Origin of the sequence: Vibrio sp. Vf1514 (genome assembly GCF_052076135.1) — a bacterium.
In the GTDB taxonomy this organism is placed as follows: domain Bacteria; phylum Pseudomonadota; class Gammaproteobacteria; order Enterobacterales; family Vibrionaceae; genus Vibrio; species Vibrio furnissii.
In genome coordinates, this window is the sequence record NZ_CP197267.1 from 1,214,310 (window position 1) to 1,239,200 (window position 24,891).

The 24,891-nt window shown below is 49.1% G+C and carries 24 protein-coding genes and 1 other annotated feature; of the genes, 10 read left to right on the forward strand and 14 right to left on the reverse strand.

Annotated elements, in window-relative coordinates:
• Positions 1-31: 31 nt before the first annotated feature.
• From ACS18Q_RS05640 to ACS18Q_RS05695, 12 genes are all read right to left on the reverse strand, one after another.
• Positions 32-424, reverse strand: coding sequence for a GspS/AspS pilotin family protein (locus tag ACS18Q_RS05640; RefSeq protein ID WP_004726293.1), 393 nt, complete (start codon positions 422-424; stop codon positions 32-34).
• A gap of 1 nt (position 425) precedes the next feature.
• Positions 426-722 (reverse strand): YciI family protein, encoded by a 297-nt coding sequence (locus tag ACS18Q_RS05645; RefSeq protein WP_441257508.1) that lies wholly within the window; start codon positions 720-722, stop codon positions 426-428.
• A 93-nt stretch (positions 723-815) separates the two neighbouring features.
• Positions 816-1,217 carry an acyl-CoA thioester hydrolase YciA gene (yciA, locus tag ACS18Q_RS05650; RefSeq protein ID WP_004726291.1) on the reverse strand — a complete coding sequence of 134 codons (402 nt, stop codon included), beginning with the start codon at positions 1,215-1,217 and terminating at the stop codon, positions 816-818.
• A 113-nt stretch (positions 1,218-1,330) separates the two neighbouring features.
• Entirely contained in the window at positions 1,331-1,876 is a 546-nt protein-coding gene (locus ACS18Q_RS05655; protein WP_004726290.1) for a septation protein A, read from the reverse strand.
• A gap of 219 nt (positions 1,877-2,095) precedes the next feature.
• Positions 2,096-3,355 (reverse strand): dicarboxylate/amino acid:cation symporter, encoded by a 1,260-nt coding sequence (locus ACS18Q_RS05660; protein WP_004726289.1) that lies wholly within the window; start codon positions 3,353-3,355, stop codon positions 2,096-2,098.
• A 317-nt stretch (positions 3,356-3,672) separates the two neighbouring features.
• Positions 3,673-4,479: a tryptophan synthase subunit alpha gene (gene trpA / locus ACS18Q_RS05665; RefSeq protein ID WP_004726288.1), complete on the reverse strand. Its 807-nt coding sequence runs from the start codon at positions 4,477-4,479 to the stop codon at positions 3,673-3,675.
• Positions 4,479-5,669, reverse strand: coding sequence for a tryptophan synthase subunit beta (trpB, locus tag ACS18Q_RS05670; RefSeq protein ID WP_004726287.1), 1,191 nt, complete (start codon positions 5,667-5,669; stop codon positions 4,479-4,481). Before trpB ends, trpA begins: the two co-directional genes overlap by 1 nt.
• A gap of 88 nt (positions 5,670-5,757) precedes the next feature.
• Positions 5,758-7,188 (reverse strand): bifunctional indole-3-glycerol-phosphate synthase TrpC/phosphoribosylanthranilate isomerase TrpF, encoded by a 1,431-nt coding sequence (gene trpCF / locus ACS18Q_RS05675; RefSeq protein ID WP_158165133.1) that lies wholly within the window; start codon positions 7,186-7,188, stop codon positions 5,758-5,760.
• A gap of 7 nt (positions 7,189-7,195) precedes the next feature.
• Positions 7,196-8,194 (reverse strand): anthranilate phosphoribosyltransferase, encoded by a 999-nt coding sequence (gene trpD / locus ACS18Q_RS05680; RefSeq protein ID WP_004726285.1) that lies wholly within the window; start codon positions 8,192-8,194, stop codon positions 7,196-7,198.
• Positions 8,195-8,310: 116 nt separating this feature from the next.
• The gene (locus tag ACS18Q_RS05685; protein ID WP_004726284.1) at positions 8,311-8,901 is read right to left on the reverse strand and encodes an aminodeoxychorismate/anthranilate synthase component II; all 591 of its coding nucleotides are present in this window, start codon (positions 8,899-8,901) and stop codon (positions 8,311-8,313) included.
• Between the two features lie 11 nt (positions 8,902-8,912).
• Positions 8,913-10,478, reverse strand: coding sequence for an anthranilate synthase component 1 (locus ACS18Q_RS05690; protein WP_441257509.1), 1,566 nt, complete (start codon positions 10,476-10,478; stop codon positions 8,913-8,915).
• A gap of 114 nt (positions 10,479-10,592) precedes the next feature.
• Positions 10,593-10,692: a sequence feature (Trp leader region), on the reverse strand.
• Positions 10,639-10,749, reverse strand: coding sequence for a Trp operon leader peptide (locus tag ACS18Q_RS05695; protein ID WP_081454201.1), 111 nt, complete (start codon positions 10,747-10,749; stop codon positions 10,639-10,641). It overlaps the preceding feature by 54 nt.
• A 93-nt stretch (positions 10,750-10,842) precedes the next feature.
• Here ACS18Q_RS05695 and rnm point away from each other — a divergent pair, with 93 nt between their 5' ends.
• Positions 10,843-11,694: an RNase RNM gene (rnm, locus tag ACS18Q_RS05700; RefSeq protein WP_395211917.1), complete on the forward strand. Its 852-nt coding sequence runs from the start codon at positions 10,843-10,845 to the stop codon at positions 11,692-11,694.
• 30 nt (positions 11,695-11,724) lie between these two features.
• Here rnm and ACS18Q_RS05705 read toward each other — a convergent pair whose 3' ends face one another.
• Positions 11,725-12,588 (reverse strand): MurR/RpiR family transcriptional regulator, encoded by an 864-nt coding sequence (locus tag ACS18Q_RS05705; RefSeq protein WP_004726281.1) that lies wholly within the window; start codon positions 12,586-12,588, stop codon positions 11,725-11,727.
• Between the two features lie 89 nt (positions 12,589-12,677).
• Positions 12,678-13,949, reverse strand: coding sequence for an amino acid deaminase (locus ACS18Q_RS05710; RefSeq protein WP_441257510.1), 1,272 nt, complete (start codon positions 13,947-13,949; stop codon positions 12,678-12,680).
• A 179-nt stretch (positions 13,950-14,128) separates the two neighbouring features.
• Between ACS18Q_RS05710 and ACS18Q_RS05715 the strand changes: the two genes are divergently transcribed.
• The 9 genes from ACS18Q_RS05715 to ACS18Q_RS05755 all read left to right on the forward strand — a co-directional run bounded on the left by ACS18Q_RS05715 (position 14,129) and on the right by ACS18Q_RS05755 (position 24,713).
• On the forward strand, positions 14,129-15,571 hold the full coding sequence (locus ACS18Q_RS05715) for an N-acyl-D-amino-acid deacylase family protein (protein WP_004726279.1): 1,443 nt from the start codon (positions 14,129-14,131) through the stop codon (positions 15,569-15,571).
• A 53-nt stretch (positions 15,572-15,624) separates the two neighbouring features.
• Entirely contained in the window at positions 15,625-16,017 is a 393-nt protein-coding gene (locus tag ACS18Q_RS05720) for a RidA family protein (protein WP_004726278.1), read from the forward strand.
• A gap of 225 nt (positions 16,018-16,242) precedes the next feature.
• Complete coding sequence (locus tag ACS18Q_RS05725; protein ID WP_014205284.1) at positions 16,243-17,763, forward strand: sodium:solute symporter family protein; 1,521 nt, start codon at positions 16,243-16,245, stop codon at positions 17,761-17,763.
• Between the two features lie 97 nt (positions 17,764-17,860).
• A complete protein-coding gene (locus tag ACS18Q_RS05730; RefSeq protein WP_208549677.1) occupies positions 17,861-18,805 on the forward strand; it encodes a sugar kinase in 945 nt (314 codons plus the stop codon).
• Positions 18,806-18,821: 16 nt separating this feature from the next.
• The gene (locus tag ACS18Q_RS05735) at positions 18,822-19,451 is read left to right on the forward strand and encodes a bifunctional 4-hydroxy-2-oxoglutarate aldolase/2-dehydro-3-deoxy-phosphogluconate aldolase (protein ID WP_172562108.1); all 630 of its coding nucleotides are present in this window, start codon (positions 18,822-18,824) and stop codon (positions 19,449-19,451) included.
• Between the two features lie 83 nt (positions 19,452-19,534).
• On the forward strand, positions 19,535-21,985 hold the full coding sequence (locus ACS18Q_RS05740; RefSeq protein WP_441257511.1) for a family 20 glycosylhydrolase: 2,451 nt from the start codon (positions 19,535-19,537) through the stop codon (positions 21,983-21,985).
• A gap of 314 nt (positions 21,986-22,299) precedes the next feature.
• Positions 22,300-22,920 carry an L-threonylcarbamoyladenylate synthase gene (locus ACS18Q_RS05745; protein ID WP_004726273.1) on the forward strand — a complete coding sequence of 207 codons (621 nt, stop codon included), beginning with the start codon at positions 22,300-22,302 and terminating at the stop codon, positions 22,918-22,920.
• Positions 22,921-23,066: 146 nt separating this feature from the next.
• The gene (rluB, locus tag ACS18Q_RS05750; protein WP_004726272.1) at positions 23,067-24,011 is read left to right on the forward strand and encodes a 23S rRNA pseudouridine(2605) synthase RluB; all 945 of its coding nucleotides are present in this window, start codon (positions 23,067-23,069) and stop codon (positions 24,009-24,011) included.
• Positions 24,012-24,569: 558 nt separating this feature from the next.
• On the forward strand, positions 24,570-24,713 hold the full coding sequence (locus tag ACS18Q_RS05755; RefSeq protein WP_441257512.1) for a hypothetical protein: 144 nt from the start codon (positions 24,570-24,572) through the stop codon (positions 24,711-24,713).
• The last annotated feature ends 178 nt before the right edge of the window (positions 24,714-24,891 follow it).

Consider the following 24,891-nt stretch of genomic DNA (forward strand, 5'->3'; position numbering starts at 1 on the left):
AACGAGGCAAGGCGGTTAAAGCCGATCAAGGTTATTTTTTGCAGTTCTCTTTGGTCACCAGCTGGTCCACCATCAGTTGGCCACGGCTGTTGCGCATTTTAATTCGGTAGCCGATGCCCACATCGAGGTTGGCGCGAATGTCCGAGTTATTGCAGAACGAATGAATGCTGCTTTGCAACACTTGGTCAATCGGTTTTGCGCCGGGATGATCGGTGTTGTAAACCATCATCATCTCAATCGTGCTGCCTTTGGCATTCACGCGCATAATGTTGAGTGGGCCATATTCCAGCGGAAGTTCGGTCCCCAGAATGCTGGCACGGTTGGCAGCCAATAGCTCCAGATTCTTCTCACGCTCGCCATTGGAACTACAGCCCGCGAGTACTGCAAGAGAAAGCAGTGCCAGACCCAAAGATGATTTTTTCATATCAGAATACTTTCTTGAACGGTTTAACAATCACGTTGGCATAGACGCCTGCGCCCACATAAGGGTCCGCATCTGCCCATGCTTGGGCACTTTCCAGAGTGTCGAATTCTGCAATCACGGTTGAACCGGTGAAGCCCGCTTCGCCTGGGTTCTCTGCATCAATTGCGGGCATGGGGCCGGCGGTCAACAGGCGGCCTTCATCATGCAGCGCTTGCAGGCGCTCAAGGTGCGCTGGGCGAACACTCATGCGTTTTTCAAGTGAGTTTTCAACATCCTGAGAAAAGATGACGTACCACATATTGATATCCTTATAAATTTCGTAACGGTAAGTGTAGGCTTTAATGTACTGAAACAGAGCGACTTTTAAAGCACAAAGCGCATATTTCTGTGATCAGTTTCCTTGCTTGATCGGTCTTGGACGACCGTCGGCATCAATGGCGACATAGTTGAAGGTGGCTTCACACACTTGGAAACGGTCTAAAATGCCGTCTTCTTTGATCGGTTTGACCCACACTTCGAGATTGATTGACATCGACGTGCGGCCAATTTTTGTACATTCTCCATAGCAGCACACCACGTCACCCACTTTCACCGGTTTTTTAAACGTGATGCTGGACACGGAAACCGTCACAATTCGGCCGCAAGAAATCTCTTTCGCCAGAATCCCACCGGCTAAGTCGAGCTGAGACATAATCCAGCCACCAAAGATATCGCCATTGGCGTTGGTATCTGCCGGCATCGCCAGCGTGCGCAGCAAGAGTTGGCCGCGCGGTGAGTTTACGTCCTGATTCATGTTTTGACATCCACAACAAACAAAACAGCGACCAAAGTGGTCGCTGCAAAAAAGAGGTGGAATTATAACAATAATTCTGTCACCAGTTCATCCTTGAGTGCTCGGATGAGGGCTTATTCGCCGGAATTTTTTTGTTCTTTCGGCAAATGTTTGTAAATGTAGATCCCGGTGAGCAGGGTATAAGTGAAGGTTGCGGCAAGCAGGCCGAACACCTTGAAGTTCACCCAAACATCGAGCGGTAGCTGGTAAGCAATGTAGATATTGAGCACAGCGCAGACCGAGAAAAACGCCACCCATGCCCAGTTCACTTTGGCCCATACGGCTTCTGGCAGCGTGATTTCTTTCCCCAGCATGCCTTTAATCGCAGATTTACCCATCAAGTGGCTGATGGCCAAGCCCAGCGCGAAAATGACGTACACAATGGTCACTTTCCATTTAATGAAGTTGTCGTCGTGAAGGAAAATGGTCATGCCACCAAACACCGCCACCAATGCAAATGTGATGAGCTGCATTTTTTCGACTTTCTTGAACATGAAGTACGTGACCGCCACTTGAACCGCCGTTGCGGCAATCAAGGCGCCAGTCGCAACGTAAATATCGTAGAACTTGAATAACGCGAAGAAAATAATCAGGGGAATGAAGTCGAGCAGTTGTTTCATTGTATGGATACGTCCAATTAATAGCTTGTTGACAGTCTAACGAAATACGGCGGTCAGCTAAACAGTAAATGATATTTTGAAACAAATTTATCCAGTGCAGTGTTGCATTCTGAGCGCTGTGATGGCGTTTCATGACCCGTGATGAGCCTTGTTCACGCGGGGCAGATATTGGCGATAAAAAAACCGCCCCTTTGGGCGGTTTGAGCATGAGATTCAGCGTTAAGCTTGCTGATTGTTGTATTCAGTCTCAGCCGCTTCTTCTTTGATCAGCGCATCGACAATCACAGCACACGCCGCATCGCCGGTGATGTTTAGCGCAGTACGAATCATGTCAAAGATACGGTCCAGAGCGAACAGCAGTGGCAGACCTTCAATTGGAATCCCTGCCGCCAGCAGCACGGCAACGACTAGGAATGATGGTCCAGGCACACCGGCTTGACCCACGGCGCCCAGCGTTGCAGTCACGATGATCGCGGCGTAAGCGCCCATGCTGAGGTCGATGTTGAACAGTTGCGCGAAGAAAATCGCCACCAAACCGTAGTAAATCGCGTTGCCCGACATGTTGATAGTCGCGCCCAGCGGCAGAACAAACGATGCAGTCGAGTTACGAACGCCCAGCTCGTGTTCAACGGTGTCCATGGTGACCGGCAGCGTAGCCATGGATGACGCGGTCGACAGCGCCACGGCTTGCGGCTTTTTCATCGCCATAATAAATTTCTTCGCCGAGGTCTTGGTGAAGATTTGGATCATCAGTGGGTAAGCCACGAAACCGAAAATCAGAATCGCTGCCACGTACACCAAAAACAGTTTGAAGACCACCATCAGGGCGCCGAAACCGAATGTGCCTACGGCTTCTGCCATCAGACCAAAAACACCGATTGGCGCAATGATCATCACTTTGTTGATCATCCACACCATGGAATCCACGATGGTGTTGACGCCGTTGATGACAGGATCACGTTTGTCTTTAGGTTGCTTCGAAATGGCAACGCCAAGGAATAGGCAGAACACCAGAATTTGCAGGATGTTTGCATCGTTCAGGGACTGGAAAACGTTAGTTGGGATCATACCAATGATGGTCGCCCAGAAAGTTGGTAGTTCACCTTTTGATGCGTATTCCGATGAGAACATGCCTTCGACACCAGAAACATCGATACCCATGCCTGGTTGGAACACAGCGCCCATCACCAAGGCCAGCGCTACGGCGAGCGCGGATGTAACGGCGAAGTAGCCCAGCGTGACGAAACCCACTTTACCGGCAGAGTGGCTATCACCGAGGCCTGCAGCACCGGAAATCAGTGCCACGGCAACCAGTGGAATCACGAGCATTTTAATTAAATTGATGAAGATGGCGCCAAGTGGGGCGAACATCGCTGCATCATGGCCCATGCTGGCACCAACGGCAGTACCAACAATCATGGCAATCACGACTTGTACGCCGATGTTGCTTAGTAAATTCTTTTCTTTTAACACTTCCATAACCTCTGTGCTAATTAAATGTAAACTTCCAGTGATACTTACTGAACATGAGTTGTTCGGCGGGTAATTATATTGCCCTGACTTTTTACACGTAACTTTCACAATTGGCAATATGTGCATCGAGTGAATTGTCAGTAGAAAAGCGAATTCATTGACGTAAGATGGTTTTTTGTCCAAAAGAAAACGTTTGCTATTGATTTTGGCAATGTGAAGCGCGGATTTTTCGTGGAAGATAAATGAATGACGAAAGAAATGAATTGTTGCGAAAATGTTCGGTTTCTAAATGAGTTAAGAAACCGAACACATAAATTGCATGATTATTTGTGGGTGGCTGCTTTCATGTTTTGCGTGAATTGAGCGAGTTTATTTAACATTTCGTCAAAGTTATCGAGGTTGGATTCGATGATTTTGACGACGGCAGAGCCAGAAATTGCTCCCGCTGCACCCGATGCGATGGCTTCCTTCACTTGCGCTGGTTCAGAGATCCCAAAACCCAGCAGTGATGGCGGCGCATTGTATTGCGTCAGCTTGTCGAGCTGCGCGTGAACGGGCATGTTGGCTTTCGTTTCAGTGCCGGTTACGCCCGCACGTGAGAGCAGGTAGGTGTAACCCCCACCCAGTTCGGCCACGGCTTTCATTGTTTCATCGCTGGCGGTTGGCGGGGCGATGAAGATGGGCTTAATGCCAAATTTACGCGCCGCAGCCACGAATTCTTCACTTTCGTTGGTTGGGACATCGGCAACCAGCACGGAATCGACACCCGCCTGTTGGCAGCGTTGGTAGAAGTTTTCGACGCCGCGTGAGTAAACCAAGTTGGCGTACATCAGCAAACCGATCGGCAAATCAGGATATTGCGCGCGAATCTGGCCGATCAACTCGAAGCAGACGTCAGGCGTCGTTTTTGAGTTCAGCGCACGCAGGTTCGCCCCTTGAATGGTTGGTCCGTCAGCCAATGGATCCGAGAACGGAATGCCAAGTTCCAGTGCATCGGCGCCAGCTTCCACCAACGTCTGCATGATGCGCAGAGACTGCTCAGGGTTTGGATCGCCCATGGTGACGAATGGCACGAAGGCACCTTGGTTGTTGTCAGCCAGACGCTGAAAAAGCGATTGATAGCGGTCCATTACAGCACTCCTTTTTCTTCTAAAATCTTATGCACGGTAAAGATATCTTTGTCACCGCGACCGGATAGGTTCACGACCAGCAACTGCTCTTTTTCAGGCTCGGCGTACGCCATTTTCACCGCGTGGGCCAGTGCGTGGGCCGATTCCAAAGCCGGAATGATCCCTTCGGTGCGTGCCAGTTTTTGGAACGCGTCCAACGCCTCGTCATCGGTAATGCTTTCGTATTCTGCGCGGCCAATGGCATGCAAGTGTGCGTGCTGTGGACCCACGGATGGGAAATCAAGGCCGGCAGAAATGGAGTAAGACTCTTCAATCTGGCCGTGCTCATCTTGCATCATCGGTGATTTCATGCCGAAGTAGATGCCGGTTTTGCCGTGTTTGAGTGGCGCGCCGTGCATATCGGTATCAATGCCTTTGCCTGCCGGTTCGACACCAATCAAACGCACTGACTCTTCTTCAATAAAGTCTGCAAACATGCCAATGGCGTTCGAGCCACCGCCAACACACGCCACGACCGCGTCAGGCAGGCGACCTTCGCGAGCCAGAATTTGGTTTTTGGTTTCTTCCCCAATGATGCGTTGGAATTCGCGCACAATGGTTGGGAAGGGGTGAGGGCCTGCTGCTGTACCGAGCAGGTAGTGCGCCGTTTCGTAGCTGCCAGACCAGTCACGCAGCGCTTCGTTACATGCATCTTTCAGCGTTGCGGAGCCGGAATGAACCGGAATCACTTCCGCGCCCATCAAGCGCATTCGGAAAACGTTCGGGCTTTGACGTTCCACGTCTTTAGCGCCCATGTACACGCGGCATTTCAGGCCGAGCAGCGCACACGCCAGTGCGGTGGCCACGCCGTGTTGACCGGCACCTGTTTCGGCGATGATTTCGCTTTTGCCCATGCGCAACGCCAGTAGCGCTTGACCGAGTACTTGGTTGGTTTTGTGCGCGCCGCCGTGCAGCAGATCTTCACGTTTCAAGTACAGCTTGGTTTTGGTGCCTTTGACGATGTTGCGCGTTAGCGTTAGCGCTGTTGGGCGACCGGCGTACTCTTGCAGTAGCGTCATGAATTCCGCACGAAATTGCGGATCGTCTTGCGCATCAATAAACGCTTGTTCAAGTTGATCCAGCGCCGGAACCAGAATTTGTGGTACGAATTGACCACCGTATTCGCCAAAGTAGGCGTTAAGTTTTGCCATGATGTCCTATCCTTCCATAACCGATGTACGTCCCCTTTGGCGTGAAAACAGCTCGCGTGAGCGACTCAAAGGGGGGGAGTACGAGTGATTAATAATTACGAATTTCGTTGAATGCTTGACGGAGTTTGGTGATGTCTTTTTTGCCCGGTTCGCTTTCCACCCCAGAGTTGAGATCCAAGCCAAGACAGCCTAATTTGGCCGCTTGCTGAACGTTGTCTGGGTTGAGACCGCCAGCCAGCATGATGCGCTCGGGCGATTCAATCAGCGACCAGTCGAACACCGTCCCTGTGCCGCCGCTTTGATTGCCGACTTTGGCATCCAATAAGTGACGGTCGATTTGGTTGAGTAGGGCCGGCATGCGATCGGTGACGCCGTAAGCTTTCCAGATTTCAACCGATTCAGGTAAACGCGCTTTGAGCGCATCAATGTCTGCTTGGCTTTCATTACCGTGCAGTTGCACCGCAAACAATCCCAGCTCTTCGACCGCGTGAGCGATGGTGTCGATGCTGTCGTTTTGAAACACGCCAACGTATTGCAGGGGCGCGCCGCTCATCGTGAGGCGAGCGGTTTCAAGATCTACGCAGCGTTTGGAGTGCTGCGCAAAAATTAACCCGCCAAACACCGCGCCGGATTGATAGGCTTTCACGGCATCGTCGGGATGCGTCAAGCCACACACTTTGTTTTCACCCAGCACGACTTTGCGAACCGCCAGCTCCACGTTGTCTTGGCTCATCAGAGAGCTACCAATCAGGAAGCCCTTGGCAAAGCGGGCGAGGTCGCGCACTTGCTGGTGGGTGTAAATGCCCGATTCGGAAATGATCGTGGTGCCTTGCGGCAGTTTAGGAGCCAGTTGCTTGGTGCGATTCAGATCGGTGGTGAGATCGCGCAAGTTGCGGTTGTTGATCCCAACCACGCGTGCTTTTAGTGCCACGGCGCGTTCGAGTTCTTCCTCGTTGCTGACTTCGGTCAGAATCCCCATGCCCAGCTCATGCGCCACATTGGCCAACTCGCGGTATGTGTCATCATCTAATACCGACAGCATCAGCAGAATCGCATCCGCGCCGTAATGACGGGCGAGGTAAACCTGATACGTATCGATCATGAAATCTTTGCACAAGATGGGTTGAGTCACTTGAGCACGCACGCGCGGCAGAAAATCGAAACTGCCTTGAAAGTATTTCTCATCGGTCAGCACTGAGATCGCGCTGGCGTACTGGTTGTAGACCGATGCGATGTAATCCAGATCAAACTGCTGACGAATCAGACCTTTCGATGGTGACGCCTTTTTGCACTCAAGGATGAAAGCGGTTTTGCCACTGTCTAGCGCGGCGTAAAAGTCGCGATCTGATGGGGTCAGCAGCGGTTTAAAGGTGTCGACCGGTTGCGCTAACTTGCGCGCTGCAACCCAAGTGATTTTATCGTTGACGATTTTTGCCAAGACTTCGGCCATCTGCGCATTCTTCACGGAGATGTGTTCAGACAGCTGGTCGTTTTGTTCAGACACGTTCATTTCAGACATCAGGGGCTTAACCTCGCTCTGCTAGTTGTTTTACCAGATCAAACGCTTTGCCTGAGTTCATGACATCAATGGCGCGTTGTGCGTTGGCTTTTAAATCTTCAAAGCCAAATAGGCGCAACAACAGGGCAACGTTAACCGCAACTGCGGCGACTTGAGCAGGCGTTCCCTTGCCAGTCAGAATATTTTCGATGATGGCGCGATTTTCCTGAGGCTCGCCACCTTTAATCGCTTCCAGCGGGTAGGTTTCCAAACCAAAGTCCTGCGGCGTTAAGGTGTATTCGGTAATTTCGCCATCTTTGATTTCGGCAACATGGGTCACACCATGAATTGCCACTTCGTCCAATCCTGAACCATGAACCACAGCGGCTCGTTTCAAACCCATTTGTACCATGGTTTCTGCGATAGGACGAACCAAATCTTGGCTGTACACGCCCATCAGTTCGATATTGGGACGCGCTGGGTTAATCAGTGGACCTAAAATGTTGAAAATCGTACGAGTTTTCAAACTTTGACGCACCGGCATCGCATGGCGAAAGCCGCCGTGATATTGCGGAGCGAATAGGAAGGCGACGCCCAAGTCGTCCAGTGCTTGACGGGATTGTTCAGCGCTCATGGTCATGTTGATGCCAAACGCATCTAATACATCAGACGATCCGGATTTGCTCGATACGCCGCGGTTACCGTGCTTGGCCACTTTGACGCCGCATGCCGCAGCAACAAACGCCGACGTGGTTGAAATGTTGATGGTGTTGGCACCGTCGCCGCCTGTGCCAACGATGTCGGCAAAGTCGTAATCTGGACGTGGGAATGGACTGGCGTTGGCGAGTAAGGCGCGCACGGCACCCACGATTTCGTCGGGGGTTTCGCCTTTGATTTTCAGTGCCGTCAGCGCTGCGGCCATCAGTGGCTGTTCACATTCGCCGCGAATGATGTAGTCAAACAAGGCCTGACTTTCGGCTTGGGTCAGTGCGTCTTGCGCGTAAAGTTTGGTGATGATGTGTTGCATGATGCTTTCTCCGTATCCCGAATGACCCGCTCTAATCGTTGTGTTTGCGAATCCGGTGTGTTCGTCTATTTAGTTGTGCTGTGTGCTGTGTGCTGTGTGCTGTGTGCTGTGTGCTGTTATCGCGCCAACGCCCAGTTAATCGCGTTCGCCAGTAGCGTCGCCCCGTAGGTGGTCATGATGGATTCGGGGTGGAACTGGAACCCGCACAGTTTGTCTTCGTCATGGACAATCGACATCACCAAACCATCGACTTCGGCAGTCACCTTCAGGCTGTCGGGCACTGAGGTCGCAACCAGTGAGTGATAGCGCGCAATCGCCAGCGGAGAAGGCAGGCCCTCATAAATGGGGTGGTTGTCGTGTTCCATCATCGACACTTTGCCGTGCACAATTTCACCGGCGCCAGCCACGGTGCCGCCGTAGGCTTCCACCATGGCTTGATGGCCAAGGCAAATGCCAATCATCGGTACTTTGCCTTTCAGGCGTTGCAGGATTTCTGGCATCGAACCTGCTTCAGACGGCACGCCCGGGCCGGGTGACAAAATGACGACTGGGTTGTCTAGTTGTGACACGGCGTGTTCAATCACATCGGCGGCGATGTGGTTACGGTATACCGTGACGCGGTGACCTAACGAGCGGAATTGGTCTACCAAGTTGTAGGTGAAGGAATCGAAGTTATCGATGAAAACAATATTTGCTGAGTGTGTCATGATGAAATTCCTTACGCCTGATGAGCAAATTGAATTGCGGAAATAACCGCTTGTGCTTTGCCGCGAGTTTCATCGGCTTCGGCTTGTGGGTCGGAGTCGTACACCACACCCGCACCGGCTTGAACTTGGGCGATGCCGTTTTCAACATACGCAGAGCGAATCACAATACAGGTGTCTAAATCGCCTTCGCCAGTCAAGTAACCAACGGCGCCACCGTAGCTACCACGACGCTCTTTTTCCACATCACGAATCAGTTGCATCGCGCGGATTTTGGGTGCGCCGGTCAGGGTGCCCATATTCATACAGGCTTGATAAGCGTGCAGTGCATCCAAATCGTCACGCAGTTGACCCACCACGCGGGACACCAAATGCATCACATGGCTATAGCGGTCTACTTTCAGCAAGTCCGCCACATGGCGGCTGCCGGCTTGGGCAATGCGCGCTACGTCGTTGCGCGCCAGATCCACCAGCATCATGTGCTCGGCGTTCTCTTTTTTATCGCAGCGCAGTTCCAGCTCTAGGCGGCTGTCGAGGTCGAAGTTGATTGAACCATCAGCATTTTTGCCACGGCGACGGGTACCCGCAATTGGGTAAATTTCAATTTGGTTGGTATCGGTGGCGTATTTCAGTGCGCTTTCTGGCGACGCGCCAAACAGCGTAAAGCGTTCGTCTTGCATGTAGAACATGTAAGGGCTTGGGTTGCTCTCTTTTAGGCGTTGGTAAGCTGCTAATGGGGAAGGGCATGGCAGCATGAAGCGGCGTGATGGTACCACTTGGAAAATATCGCCTTTCACCACGTACTGTTTTAAATCGCTGACGATGTCGCAGAAATCTGCATCGCTGATGTTGGTTTCGACGGTGACTTCAGCCAGTTTTGTCGCTTGCGGCTGAGACAAGGTTTGTGAAGCTTGCGCGCGGATCGCTTCCTGACGCTGACGCAGTGTTGCTTTAACCGTGCTGTCGGCGGTAAAGGCAGTGGCTTGAAGTAGGCAGCTTTCACTCTGGTGATCGACAATCATCAGGTTCTCAGAGACGTAAAACACGTAATCTGGACATTGGTTGATCGCGGTGGCATCACCCAGCGGTTCGAAGTTGGCCACCATGTCGTAAGCAAATAGGCCGCCGAGGAAAATCGCGTGTTTGTCGTGGCCCGACAAATCAAAGCTGTGTTGCACCAAACGCAACGCATCAAACGATGAGGCTTCACGTAGGCGAGAATCTTCATCCAACGTATCGCATGGTGTGGTGAACGTCAGCGTGAGCGCGTCGTCGCTGCGCGTTGCGGGAATATTGGCCACCACATTGTGTGCAAGGACTTCAATCAGCGCGCGGCCGTTGTCGCTCAGCGCCTGAAACGTCACTTGGTGACCGAAACAGACAATGCGCACCGCGGCGTCGATCAGCAGTAGGCTTTTCAGATTCTGTTTCGAATCGATTTCTGCCGATTCCAGCAGTAAGCAATCGGTCTTTCCTTCACACAGTGCGTGAAACAGCGCCGTTGGGTCTTGCGTGTATGGCAGTGTTGCGTTGAGCACTTCAAGCTGTGCTAGATTTTTGATTTCAATGGCCTTGTTCACAAGACCTCCTTATCTGTTTTAAACGGTTTACGTCGCGGCTCTTGCTCAGTATCGATGTTGAATGCGTAATTTGTATGATGAACCGAGCCGGTGAATTTCGTATAAAAATGGCTGAAAAAAAAGCCCGCTGGTGAGCGGGCTTTTTCAGGCGTATCCTTTCTTAAGAGTACACGTGAGCCCACCAAGAACTTGCCCAAGTGCGCCACCAGCTCAGCTCAGCAGATGCTGCGCTTAAATTTGCATTATGGTTTGGGTTAAATTCTTGTAACATAGGAAGCCTTATTCATGTGCTCTCGTATTTGTGTACTAGTAAACTAGTGCGAGGTGCGAAAGTCAAGCCTTAAAAACAGGCAAATTCAAAAAAATGCTAAAAATTGACCTACACAGTCACACAACTGCATCCGATGGCCGTCTGAACGTCGACCAACTCATTGACCGAGCAGTTGAATTTAATCTAGATGCACTGGCGATTACCGATCACGATACCGTGGATGCCTTGGCGCCGGCGCGTGCATACATTGCCGAGCGCGGCTATTCGCTCACGCTGATCAACGGCATTGAAATCTCTACCGTGTGGCAGAACAAAGACATCCATATTGTTGGCTTGAATATCGACCCGAATCATCCTGAGCTGAGTGCGCTTATTGACCAGCAAAAGCAACACCGCATGGTTCGCGCTGAGATGATTGCTGAGCGTTTGCAAAAGGCGACGCGTGAGGGCGTGCTTGAGGAAGTGAAAGCGATTGCTGGCGATGCGCCGATCACGCGTGCGCATTTTGCCAAATGGCTGGTGGACGCTGGGTATGTGAAGAATATGCAGCAGGTCTTTAAGAAGTACCTGACGCGCAATCATCCCGGCTATGTGCCACCGAACTGGTGCACCATGCAAGAAGCGATTGCCGCGATTCATGCTGCGGGCGGTCAGGCGGTATTGGCTCATCCCGGCCGATATGACTTGACGACTAAATGGCTAAAGCGCCTCATTGCAGCGTTTGTAGACGCGGGCGGTGACGCCATGGAAGTTGCACAGCCGCAGCAAGCGCCACAAGAAAAACGCAACTTGGCCGATTATGCGATACAATACAACCTATTAGCTTCTCAAGGCAGCGACTTTCATTACCCGTCTCCGTGGATGGAATTGGGGCGTAATCTTTGGCTGCCTTCTGGCGTAGAACCTGTTTGGAAAGACTGGGATCTGCAGAAACAAGCTGAATAATGTTTGGGATGGATTGACGGTTTTTAGATATTAATCCCCTAAAGGCTGTCTTTCTAAACCACCACGATAGGAATCGAGCGCAACTTTGAGTCGACGTAGTTTATCTCTCGAACGCCGTTTGTGATTGACTGCCAATGCCATCGACAGCACATCTACTAAAGCCAGCATTGCGTAACGGGAAGCTGATGGTTTGTAAATGAAATCAGTCTCTTGATGCTCGATAGGCAAAACGAGGTCAGCATGTTCAGTCAGTGGTGTGTTTTTGGGAGTAATGACGATAATTTTCACACCGTATTGCTTTGCCAACTGTGCTGTTTCGATGATGGCCGGGGTATAACCTGTCGCTGACATCATCACCAAAACATCATTGATATCCGCGGTTGCAGCAATCATTCGCGACAGTAATCCATCGTTGTAGGCAACAACTGGGTAGCCCAAGCGGAACAACCGATGCTGCATTTCTTGGGCAGCAATTGTTGAACCGCCTCCCATGCCGACACAAATGACTTGTCTCGCCTCATGCAGCCAACTCACGGCGCTCTCGATATCCTCTTCAACAATCAAACTTCGATTGATATCGAGGGTTTGTTTGATCGACTCATAAATTCCTTGGTAGCCACTTTGATCCGGTGGCTCAAGGATGAATCGTTGTCCTACCGTTAAGGTTTGCGCCAGTTTGATCTTCATTTCACGCACATTTTTGCAGCCAATTGCTTTCGCAAAACGTGTGATGGTGGCTTCACTCACTTCTGCGTTTTCTGCCAGTTCTGTAATGCTGGCATTGGCGGCGGCTTGAATGTCGTCCATGATCAACTTTGCGACTTTCTTTTCGGCATCGCGTAAAGCACTAAAACGTTCCGTGATTTGAGAAATAATATCGACTTCTAAGCTCAAGCTGTCTTCCTATGTTTTGCATGGAGGCGATGACTGCGCCTCCAAAGGTTTGGCATGAAGTATAACGAAAAGCTTTCCTAAGCTCATCATCAGAAACGAGTTTTGACCCAATGAGTGACTTGATATTCATCATCACAAACGGCCACTGCGCGCCACTTATCAAAGGTTAAGCACGGATGAGAGGTGGAGAAGGCAATCATATCACCGACTTGCAGATCACTATTTTCGTTGACTTCGATGAATGCGTGCTGATCCATCACTGCGGTCGTCACGGCTCTTTCAATCGTGATTGCTTCGCCATCGCGGTACGCGCGCTCAGGCGTTGGCAAGCCCGCATCAAAGGCAACGTCGCGCTTGCCAAAGCCAACCACCAGCTTGGTGGGTTCAGGGCGAGAAATAACATAGGCCCACAGTTCTAGTGCTGATTCCAAATCCCCTCCTAATTCACATGCTGCACCGCGGTTCCTTTCTGCTCGCTGCATCACTTTGTTTTGTGCATCTAGGTAGATGCCGGTGTCATGAATTGCGTAGCAGCCAGGGCGAATGATGGCATCAAACTCTTTCAGGTCGGCAAAGCATTCAGAAACGACGTCATACCAAGCAGAACCAGCTCCGGTAACTATAGGTTTTGCCTCAATTAACTGGTTCTTTTGTAACAGCGCCGCGAGTTCTAATGTGCTGTTGAGGAAGTTGCGAATGTCTTGTTCTGCATTGTCACCATGGATCACGCCTTCATAGACTTCAATCCCTTTTAAAGTGAGGTGAGTTTGTTGGTGGATGAGCGTTGCGAGCTCCACAATGTCCTTCTGACTTCGGCAGCCACAGCGGCCACCTTCGACGCCAAACTCAATGAATACATTGAGAGATAACTGACGTTCGGCGAACACGCGTTCTAGGGCGTTGATGTTGCGGCTTGAATCGACACAGCAATAGAAGTTGATGCCGTGTGCTTCAATTAAGTTGGCGATGATGTTCATGTTCGCTCGCCCCACTAATTGATTGGCCATGATGATATTTTCAGCCCCTGCGAGTACAGCAACTTCTGCCTGTGCTGGTGTGGCGACGGTGATTCCCCAAGCCCCATGTTTTAATTGCTGTTTGAAAAAATCGGGTGTCATGGTGGTTTTACCATGAGGAGACAGTTTCACATGATGCTGGTTAGCAAAACGTTGCATCCAATCAAGGTTGTTTTTTAATGCAGAAGCTTTGATCACTGCTGCGGGCAACGTGATCTCTTCATGGATCAAGCTGTATCGTCCGTTCGAATGACGTGCAACAGGTTGAGATTTTTCTCCGTAACCTGGCGTTGTGACGTACTCATTATGATAGTTTCTATCAAAATTTTGTCGATGATTGTTCATAGCCATCCTATTTGTAACATGCTTTAAGTGGTTGATATTAATTACTTGTTCTTAATTACCATAAGTAAAATGTTAGAAACTATCAAACATTGATGTTGTTTTTGTGTGTTTCTTCACTGTTTAAATACCAAGAATTATTAAGATGGAATCATGTTAAAGACGGGCAGAGAGAGTGAAGTATGTTGTTCGATACCATGATCAAAAGCGTAGAGGTATTTGACGGTACGGGGGCAGCGCCATTCATTGCTGATGTTGCGATTCGTCAAAATCGAATTGAGCAAGTCGGGCAGCTTGACGAGCTGTCTGCAAAGAAAGTTATCAATGGTCAGGGTCTTGCTTTGGCGCCGGGATTTATTGATGTGCACACGCACGATGACACGAATGTAATTCGTCATCCCGATTGCCTACCCAAGATTAGCCAAGGCGTGACGACGGTCATCGTAGGCAATTGCGGTATCAGTGCAAGCCCTGCGGTACTGACTGATACACCGCCAGACCCGATGAACCTATTGGGTAAGCTTGAAGATTTTAAATACCCCACGTTTGCCGCATACGCCAAAGCGGTCCAAGCGGCAAACCCGGCGGTCAATGTCGCGGCATTGGTTGGTCATACGACGTTACGCAATAACGTCATGGACGATTTGTTGCGTACGGCGACAGATAGCGAAATTGAACAAATGCGTCAGACGCTCGCGCAAGCTATGGCAGAGGGGGCATTGGGGTTGAGTTCCGGCCTTGCTTATGCGAGTGCCAAACAAGCGAACGCGAGTGAAGTGATGCGGTTGGCTGAAATTCTGGGTCATCATGGCGGCATCTATACCACACATATGCGCAGTGAATTCGAAGAAATTATCAGCGCCATGGAAGAAGCATTTGAAACGGGTCAGCACGCCAAAGTGCCCGTGGTGATATCCCATTTAAAATGTGCAGGTGCGGGCAACTGGGGACGCACGGTAGAAGTGCTGGATTTGATGGATAAGGTCTCTGAACATCAAGACGTATCTTGTGACTGTTACCCCTATTCTGCGAGTTCTTCAACGTTGGACTTAAATCAGGTGACTGAAGACATCGACATCTTCATTACCTGGTCTGAAAGTAAGCCAGAACATGCTGGCAAGATGCTGAAAAGCATTGCTCAAGAGATGCAACTCCCTCTGATGGAGGCAGCGAAAGCGTTGCAACCAGCCGGTGCCGTGTATCACTGTATGGATGAAAGCGATGTTAAACGTGTACTGAAATACAAGTTGACCATGGTGGGATCTGACGGTTTACCAAATGATCCACATCCACATCCGCGTTTGTGGGGCACATTTCCGAAAGTGTTAGGCCATTATTGCCGAGAAGAACAACTTTTCTCATTGGCAGAAGCAATTCACAAGATGACGGGGATGTCAGCAACGCGTTATCAATTAAAAGATCGGGGCGAAATAAAAGTAGGCGCATACGCTGATCTAGTTTTATTTAACCCAAATACAATTAAAGATACTGCGACATTTGAACATCCAATTTCTGTTGCGCAAGGTATTGAATATGTATTTGTAAATGGTGCGCCATCTTATTTTAAAGGTCGCGTCACAGAAAATAGAAATGGCGTATTTATATATAGAAATAATACCCATTAATAACTTATCAATTCGATTAAATATGCTATATAGCATTATCACTGGAGAATATTATGTCAATTAAACGTTATGGCGTAGAAGGCGGCGTAGGCACAGGCGGTCAACATTTACCATTTGCACGCGCAACAGAGGCCGGGGGCTTCCTATACGTATCGGGTCAAACGCCAATGACTGATGGTGAAGTGGTGGAAGGCGGCATCATTGAGCAATCTCGCTTAGCGATTCAAAACTGTGTGGATATCATGGAAGAAGCAGGTTACACACTTGCTGACGTGGTGCACGTGAAAGTGGTGTTAACGGATTCTCGTTATTTCCAATCGTTTAATAAAGTGTTCAGAGAGTTTTTCGGTGATCACCCACCTGCACGTATTTGCATGGTATGTGACCTTGTCGTCGATGTGAAAGTTGAAGTCGATGTGACTTGCTACCGAGAAGATCGTCGATAGACATCACTTTTTACTTCTTTAAATCAATGAGAGTGTCGAATAATAACTTTCCTGCCATTATCTATTTGGCACTCTCACTCCCTACATAAATATAATTCCATAATACAGCTGTGCCTTGTATATTGGGCGATTAACATAACAATAAAATTAGAGAATTTGGAACTGAATCTAATATTGCTGTTGGGATTATATTTCTAGAAATGGATTTTAATATAGAGGTGTTCAATGAACAGTACACTTTTTCTTACTGGATTTGGTGCGTATGTCTTATTTTTAATTTGGTTGGGATGGTTTGTTTCTCGCAACCAAAAATCAGGTGAAGACTTTTTACTCGGGGGGCGAGGTTTACCGCTATTTCTCGTTTTGGGTACCACGGTTGCAACCATGGTTGGTACGGGTTCAAGTATGGGGGCGGTTGGCTTTGGGTACTCCAACGGTTGGGCGGGTGCGCTTTATGGCATTGGTGGTGCCATCGGTATCTTGCTGTTGGCACTCTGGTTTGCGCCTGTTCGTAAACTTAACTTCATGACGATGAGTGAAGAGCTCGCCTATTATGTGGGTGCAAATCGTGCCGTTAAAAACGTTGTTGGCCTGCTTATTTTTATTGCATCGATCGGATGGCTGGGCGCACATATTCTTGGTGGTGGTATGTACCTCGCTTGGATTGCGGATATCGAGCTTAGTACTGCGAAAATGATCATCGCGGCAGCATTTACAATCTATGTGGTTATCGGTGGTTATACCGCAGTGGTGTGGACCGATACGATTCAAGCCATCATCCTTTTTGTTGGTTTTATTCTTATGGCGGTGCTTTCTGTACAGCACATCGGCGGGTTAGATAACCTTTACTCTGCGATGGAGCCTGAAGCGATTAGCTTCCTTGCGATTGATAAGCTTGGTTTGATTCCGGCAATTTCACTGGCAGTGGTGATCGGTGTTGGTGTTTTAGCAACGCCTTCATTCCGTCAACGTATTTACTCTGGCAAGGATGTATCAACCATCCGCCGCTCATTTGTCGGTTCCGGTGTTCTGTACCTGTTCTTCTCAATCATTCCGGCCGTGATCGGTATGGCTGCACATGCGATTGACCCTGAATTGAACAACGCAAACTTTGCTTTCCCGTACATCGCGGCAACGATACTGCCAGTAGGGATTGGCCTTATCGTGCTGATTGCAGGCCTCTCGGCGACAATGTCAAGTGCCAGCTCAGATGCGATTGCTGGTGTTTCTATTCTACTGCGTGACGTGTACGTCATGTTCACCGGACGTGTTCCCAATAAAGAATCCATGTTGAGCTATTCGCGCTGGGCTTTGGTTGTCGTGATCGGTTGTGCGTTGCTGTTTGCGCTGACATCCAACGACATTATCAGCTATATCACGAAAATGATTTCGACAGTGATGTCAGGTATGTTCGTGTGCGGCATGTTGGGTCGCTTTTGGAAGCGTTACAACTGGCAAGGTGCATTGGCAACATTGGCAGGTGCTTCTCTTGCTTCATTTGCGGTCATGATGAGCCCTGACTTGACGGCTTTTTGGGGTAATCCAGTGATTCCATCTTGCTTGTTTGCTCTTACGGCCGGTGTGGCAGTGAGTCTGATGACTCCGGCGAACCAAGTTTCTCCAGATACCGCGAAAATGATTTTAGATGACGAACGTGCGCTGATGGAAATGAAGCGGTCTGATGAAGATCTCCTCGACGGTGGCGTGGCCATAAAGAACCGTAAATTGGCCAATCAAAACGCTTAACAATGAGTTTCTTTTAAGAAAAGGAACCGCAATAAGCGTCTGACAAACTGGTGGCTCTTTTGAGCCACCATTCAAAGCGACCCAGAGTAGGTGAACGATGACTAATTCATCCCAAACTAAGATTGCTTTCTTTGGCGAATGCATGATTGAACTGAGCGGCGATCCAATCCATAAAGGTTTTGGTGGGGATACGCTCAATACCGCACTATATCTCTCTCGACTCACAGCCTCATATCCTGTGCAAGTCTTCTATGCGACGGGTCTTGGTGATGACGTACTTTCTCGAGAGCTCACCGAGCGTTGGCAACACGAAGGCATTGCGACTGATTTCATCGAGATTTTCCCAGCGAAGCTCCCTGGGTTGTACATGGTACAAACCGATCAAGCAGGTGAACGCAGCTTTCTTTATTGGCGCGATAAGGCCGCTGTGAAAAGCTATTTTTCAACATCTTCACTCAATAAGCTAGAAACCGCTATTTTGAACAAAGCATTGGATTATTTGTATCTAAGCGGGATCAGCATCGCGATTCTAGATGACGAGAGCAAAATCAGGCTGAGCACAGCGCTGAAGCAATTCTCAGACGCTGGGGGAACGGTGGTTTTCGACAATAACTTTCGTCCCCAACTTTGGTCTGCGGCTCACGCTCAGTATTGGTACAGCCAAATTCTACCATTCGTTGACATTGCGCTTATCACGGAAGATGACGACGTATTGGTGTGGGGAGAAGCGGAAAGTGTGGCGCAGCGTTGTCTTCGATTTGGCTGCCAAGAAATCGTAATTAAACGGGGCTGCGAACCATGCAAATTGATTTGGCAACAAGATGGTGAATACAAACTTGCTCATGTGGCAGCAGAGAGCGTCGCAAACGTGATCGACACGTGTGCTGCTGGGGATTCATTTGCCGCTGGTTACCTTGCAGGGCGATTAACCGGACAAAGCTGCGAAGCGTCCGCACAAAAGGGGCACGCGTTAGCGGCGACCGTCATTCAATATCCTGGCGCGATTATTCCAAACGAAGCCATGATTCATCTTATTCGATAATTTCCGAGAACCGATTATGTCTCAAGTCATGATTAAGCAACTTCAGCAATTTAAAATTATCCCAGTGATTCAAATTAACAAGGTTGAGCACGCAATTCCACTGGCGAAAGTGTTAGTCGAAAACGGTCTGCCAGTCGCGGAAGTCACGTTTCGAACAGCAGCAGCTGCCGATGCGATAAAAGCCATGCGTGATGCGTATCCGCAAATGTGTATCGGTGCTGGCACAGTGCTAACGCCAGAGCAAATTTCCCAAGCGAAAGATGCTGGCGCAGAGTTTATTGTCGCGCCGGGGTTGAACCCAAATACTATTCGTCTCTGCCAAGAAATCAACATGCCAATCGTTCCGGGTGTGAATAACCCAAGTCAGGTTGAACAAGCACTTGAGTTGGGTTTGAACTTCCTCAAATTCTTCCCAGCAGAAGCGAGTGGGGGAATCGCAATGGTGAAGTCTCTATTGGCGCCCTACGTCGATGTGAGCCTGATGCCGACGGGCGGCATTGGTAAAAGCAACATCAATGAGTATCTCGCCATCGACCGTGTGGTTTGTTGCGGCGGCACGTGGATGGTTGCACCGAGCTTAATTGAAAGCGAACAGTGGGACAAAATTGGCGAGCTAGTTCGTGAAGCGGTGGCGCTTGTCGCATAACGCAAGCAAAGTCTTTTGACTGAGTCACATGACGCTTTGAAACCGCATGACTCAGGTTGAATCACAACGATAGGATGGCGCGAATGAATAAAGGAACATTAGCACTACTCATTTCAGGCTTAATCACAATTCCAACGGCGACGATGGCGATGACTCCCAACACCGATCTGAACCTGATGCCCTACCCACACAATGTAGAGTTAGGGCAAGGTAAAATCACACTGGATAAATCTTTTAGCATTTATATCAAAGGCTATGATTCTCCACGCGTGCAGTTCAATGCAAAACGCACCATGTCCCGTTTGTATCGACAAACGGGATTGCCCATGCTGAACTGGCATGCCCAGTCGGAAAAAGACGCAACTTTAGTGATTGATATTCGTCATGCGCCGAAATCCGAAGTACAGGACATCAACAGCGATGAATCGTACCGACTTGATTCGCGTCATGGTCAGATCATCATTCGCTCTGAACGCCCTTACGGTGCGTTCCATGGTTTAGAAACCTTTTTGCAACTTGTGACGACGGATGCGGCTGGATACTTTGTACCCGCGGTGTTCATTCAAGACGAACCGCGTTTCCCTTGGCGTGGTGTCTCCTATGATACATCGCGTCACTTCATTGAACTCAATGTCATTCTTCGTCAGCTTGATGCGATGGCATCTGCAAAAATGAATGTTTTCCATTGGCATCTTTGGGACGATCAAGCGATTCGTATCCAGCTCGATAACTACCAAAAGTTATGGCAAGAGACGGCCGATGGTGATTACTACACCAAAGACGAAATCCGTGATGTGGTGGATTACGCGCGTAACCTTGGCATTAGAGTGATTCCTGAAATTTCTTTGCCGGGACATGCTTCAGCGGTAGCACATGCGTATCCTGAACTGATGTCAGGTATGGGAGACCAATCTTATCCGCATCAACGCGGTTGGGGTGTTTTCGAGCCTTTGATGGATCCAACCAATCCTGAACTTTACAAGCTGCTGGCGAGTGTGTTTGACGAAGTGGTTGAGTTATTTCCTGATGAGTATGTTCATATTGGGGGCGATGAGCCGAATTACCAACAATGGAAAGACAACCCGAAGATTCAGCAATTTATCCATGACAACCATCTGAATGGTGAACGGGGCCTGCAATCATACCTAAACACTCAAGTTGAACACATGCTCAAGAAGCGCGGCAAGAAGATGACGGGGTGGGATGAAATCTGGCACAACGATCTGCCGACTTCGATCGTGATTCAAAGCTGGCAAGGACATGACAGCATTGGTCGTGCGGCAAAAGAGGGTTATCAAGGTATTCTTTCAACGGGCTATTATTTAGATCAACCGCAACCGACCAGTTACCACTATCGAAATGACCCGATGCCGAAAGGGATTACAGTTGATGACAAGCGCCATCAAGGCGAGACATTTGCGACTTACAAATGGGTGAAACCTCGCAGCAAAGGTGGGCCTCGTACTGGCAATTTAACGATTATCGAAGCGACTGACGGCAGCTATCGCGCATTTACGGATTACAATGGTAAGTCTCGTGAAGAGGTATTTATCATCGAGTACGTACCGGATGTGAAGTTTAGAGGGCACTTTGATAACTTTATGTCTTACACCGAATTCAACTATGATTTTTCGGATGGCAAGTTGAAAGACAGTAGTTACCAGTTGATTGGCAATGTTCGTTGGCCTACGACTGGAGAACTGGTGGCGAGCAGTGATAGGGAAGGGAGTATGATTCCTGAGCCGAATGGCGGCTATCCGGCTGAGCTGACCGAAGAAGAACAGCAGTTAATCTTGGGTGGGGAAATCACCATTTGGGGGGAGAACCTCAATTCAATGACCATCGAGCACCGTTTATGGCCAAGAAGCTACGCGATTGCCGAGCGGCTTTGGTCTCGTCAAGATTTGACCGATGAGCGCAGTATGTACAAGCGTATGAAAGCGATGGATTCATGGTCTGAGATTTCGCTTGGGATGCGTCATCATGCGGATGCAAACATGATGCTCAAACGCCTTGCAAATGGCGCAGACGAAACGCCACTACAAATGCTAGCCAAGTACATCGAGCCAGCTCAATACTACGCTCGTCATTGGGAGAAGTGGATCGCGACACCAAACAAAGGCGATTTATACAACCAGTACGAACGATTAAATCGCTTTGCGGATGCATTACCAGTAGAAAGCTTAACAGTGTATGAGATGAACGATTTGGTCGCGACTTATGCTCAAGGTGATAAAACAGCGTTGGATGCGTTAGCGATGCATTATCAAAGCGTTAAGTTAGCGGCGCAGCAAGCCAAACCTATTTTTGCGGCCAATGTGGCGTCGGTAGAAACTGTGCGAGTTGCAGAAGCGGCAATCAACGTGGCTGAATTGGGGCTGATTTTGATTGATACAGCGAAACGCGGCGATGCACTGGCTGAATCTGACGTGGAAGCGTATCAAAGAATCCTCAATGAAAATGCCATTATTTTTGATGAAACCATCGTCGCTATTGTGACACCGACAAAGCAGCTACTCGATACCCTTCTCTAATCATGGAACACCGCCTGTCTGATGGTCGATCAGGGGCGGTGATTCAAGGGGCTTCGTCCTGATATCGTTAAGTTACTATGGGGCGAGCCGCGCAAAGTCCTTTTCGTCATCCTCATCCATCTTGATGGGTTCCACTCAGTGCCGACTATGTCCAGTCATCGCTATCCATTTTAAATCGCTTGAATGTATGTCAGTGCCAATGAAATAGGACAGAGTTTATTGTGCCGTGTTATTCTATATCTAAACTATTGATTGCAAAATATACAGGGTTGGACGACGTTAAAAGCCTGCCAACTCGAAAGTGAGGAATGACAATGAGCCAGTTTTTTTATGTGCATCCTGAAAACCCGCAGGCGCGCTTGATCACCCAAGCGGTGGCTATCATTCGTAACGGTGGTGTGGTGGTTTACCCGACCGATTCCGGCTACGCGCTGGGCTGCCAATTGGAAAACAAACACGCGTTGGAGCGTATTTGCCAAATTCGACGTTTAGACGACAAGCACAACTTCACGTTGATGTGCCGCGATTTGTCTGAACTCTCGCTGTACGCGCGTGTGGATAACACTGCGTTTCGTTTGTTGAAGAACAACACGCCGGGGCCATACACCTTTATTTTTAAAGGGACCAAAGAAGTGCCGCGCCGTTTGATGAATGCAAAGCGTAAAACCATCGGTATTCGTGTGCCGAACAATCAAATTGCACTGGATTTATTGGAAGCGATGGGCGAACCGTTGATGTCGACGTCATTGATCTTGCCGGGCAACGAAACCACAGAGTCGGATCCAGAAGAGATTCGTGATCGCCTAGAGCATGCGGTTGACGTGATTTTGAACGGGGGTTACTTGGGCGAGCAGCCAACGACCGTTGTGGATTTCAGTGACGATGAGATGCAAGTTGTTCGTTTTGGCGCCGGTGATCCAACCCCATTCCAATAACCCGGTTGCGGGGAAAGTTACGTGGGTGAAAGCCCCTGATAAAACGGGTGCTTTTTGCGAGAGAATTTGCGATACTACGCGACCGCGATTTTGAGGTCGCATCTTGTTATTCGACGTCTGAGAAGACGACACAATTAGGTAGATAAATGAGCGAAAAGTTACAAAAGGTTTTAGCACGTGCTGGTCATGGTTCTCGTCGTGAGCTAGAAGCTCTGATTCGAGCTGGGCGCGTAAGTGTTAATGGCAAGGTAGCTGTACTGGGCGAGCGCCTGGAAGATGAAAACGCCGTAGTGCGTATTGACGGACATGCTGTGTCTGCAAAAGCACAAGAAGAAGTCATTTGCCGCGTACTGGCGTACTACAAGCCAGAAGGTGAACTGTGTACTCGTCACGATCCTGAAGGTCGTCGTACAGTATTTGACCGTCTACCCAAGATTCGTGGTTCTCGCTGGATTTCGGTGGGTCGTCTGGATGCCAACACTTCAGGTCTGCTGCTGTTCACAACTGATGGTGAACTGGCGAACCGCCTGATGCACCCAAGCCGTCAAGTTGAACGTGAATACCTTGTGCGTGTATTCGGTGATGTAACCGAAGATAAAATCCGCAATCTGGTTCGCGGTGTGCAACTGGAAGATGGTCTGGCTCGCTTTGAAGACGTAGTCTACGCGGGCGGTGAAGGCATGAACCATACGTTCTACGTGGTGATCAACGAAGGTCGTAACCGTGAAGTTCGTCGTCTGTGGGAATCGCAAGAAACCACAGTAAGCCGTCTGAAACGTGTGCGTTACGGTGACATCTTCCTCGATAAAAAACTGCCTCGTGGCGGTTGGATGGAACTGGACCTGAAAGATGTGAACTACCTGCGTGAGTTGGTTGAACTGAAGCCAGAGAAAACCACCATGCTGGACGTGTCTAAAGACAACACATCACGTAAACGTGAGCGTTCACGCAGCCAGAAAATTCGTCGTGCAGTGCGCCGTCACGAAGAACGTGTCACGGCTCCGGCAGGCCGCAGTGGTAGCTCTCGTCGCAAAGACGCTGCATCTCGCCAAAAAGCGGGCAATAACAGCTCTCCGCGTAAAGGTCGTTAATCTTTCGCCGTCAGAACGTATAAAAATCCCGGGCTTGTCCCGGGGTTTTTTATGCCTAGAAAACAACATGAAATCGCAAATCCAAACAATGAACGGCAAAAGAGAGGCAGCAGGTGAGAGTGAGTCATCAAGTCTCATACTAAAAAGGCAGCGATCACATTGGTACGCTGTCTTTTCAAAAGCGTTTATGCCTCATTCCTAGCTAGAGTCTTTGATCAATCACATTCTCTTCACGATATTTCCCCTAGCTAAAGTTATCCGACTGCTCTTAGGTGTTAGCAATTACTTTTAATGGCATGCTTGTGTCTGCTAGATTTGTTAAGAGTGTCGCACTTCACAGTTGAATTCTGGGGAATCAATGATTCTGATATTTGTTCTAAAATGATTGGGCATTTAAATGCTCTATGTGTTGTGCCATTTCATCAATATTCTTTTGATATGTGAAAAATTACCTATTCGTGTATAGAGGGAAAATAAAAAATTCTCCACTTACCACGCTGATTTTTCTTGTTCTTGTTGCTAACTTATTTCTGTTCACAGAATGAAGGAGAAATGAACATGACAAAAGCAAAATCGACACCAATGACACCAGCTGCTGCATCCCGTATTCAATCTAGCCAAGCAAAGGCAAACGGAGGTCAAGTAGCTAAGGGGAGCTTTGGTGCTAGAGCTCAATCTGCTGCTGCTAAAAATAGCAAATAACTAGGTTAGAGGGGCTACGGCTCCTCATTCTTCATTATGGCAAGATACAGCAATGACAAAGATATACAGAAGCTAGTCAGCCTATTAATAAAAAAGAAGTGGCGATTTAAGCGACGCAAAAAGCATGGCTCTATCTACTCTCCAAATGGGCAAAGATTTACGGTTCCTTGTACTCCAA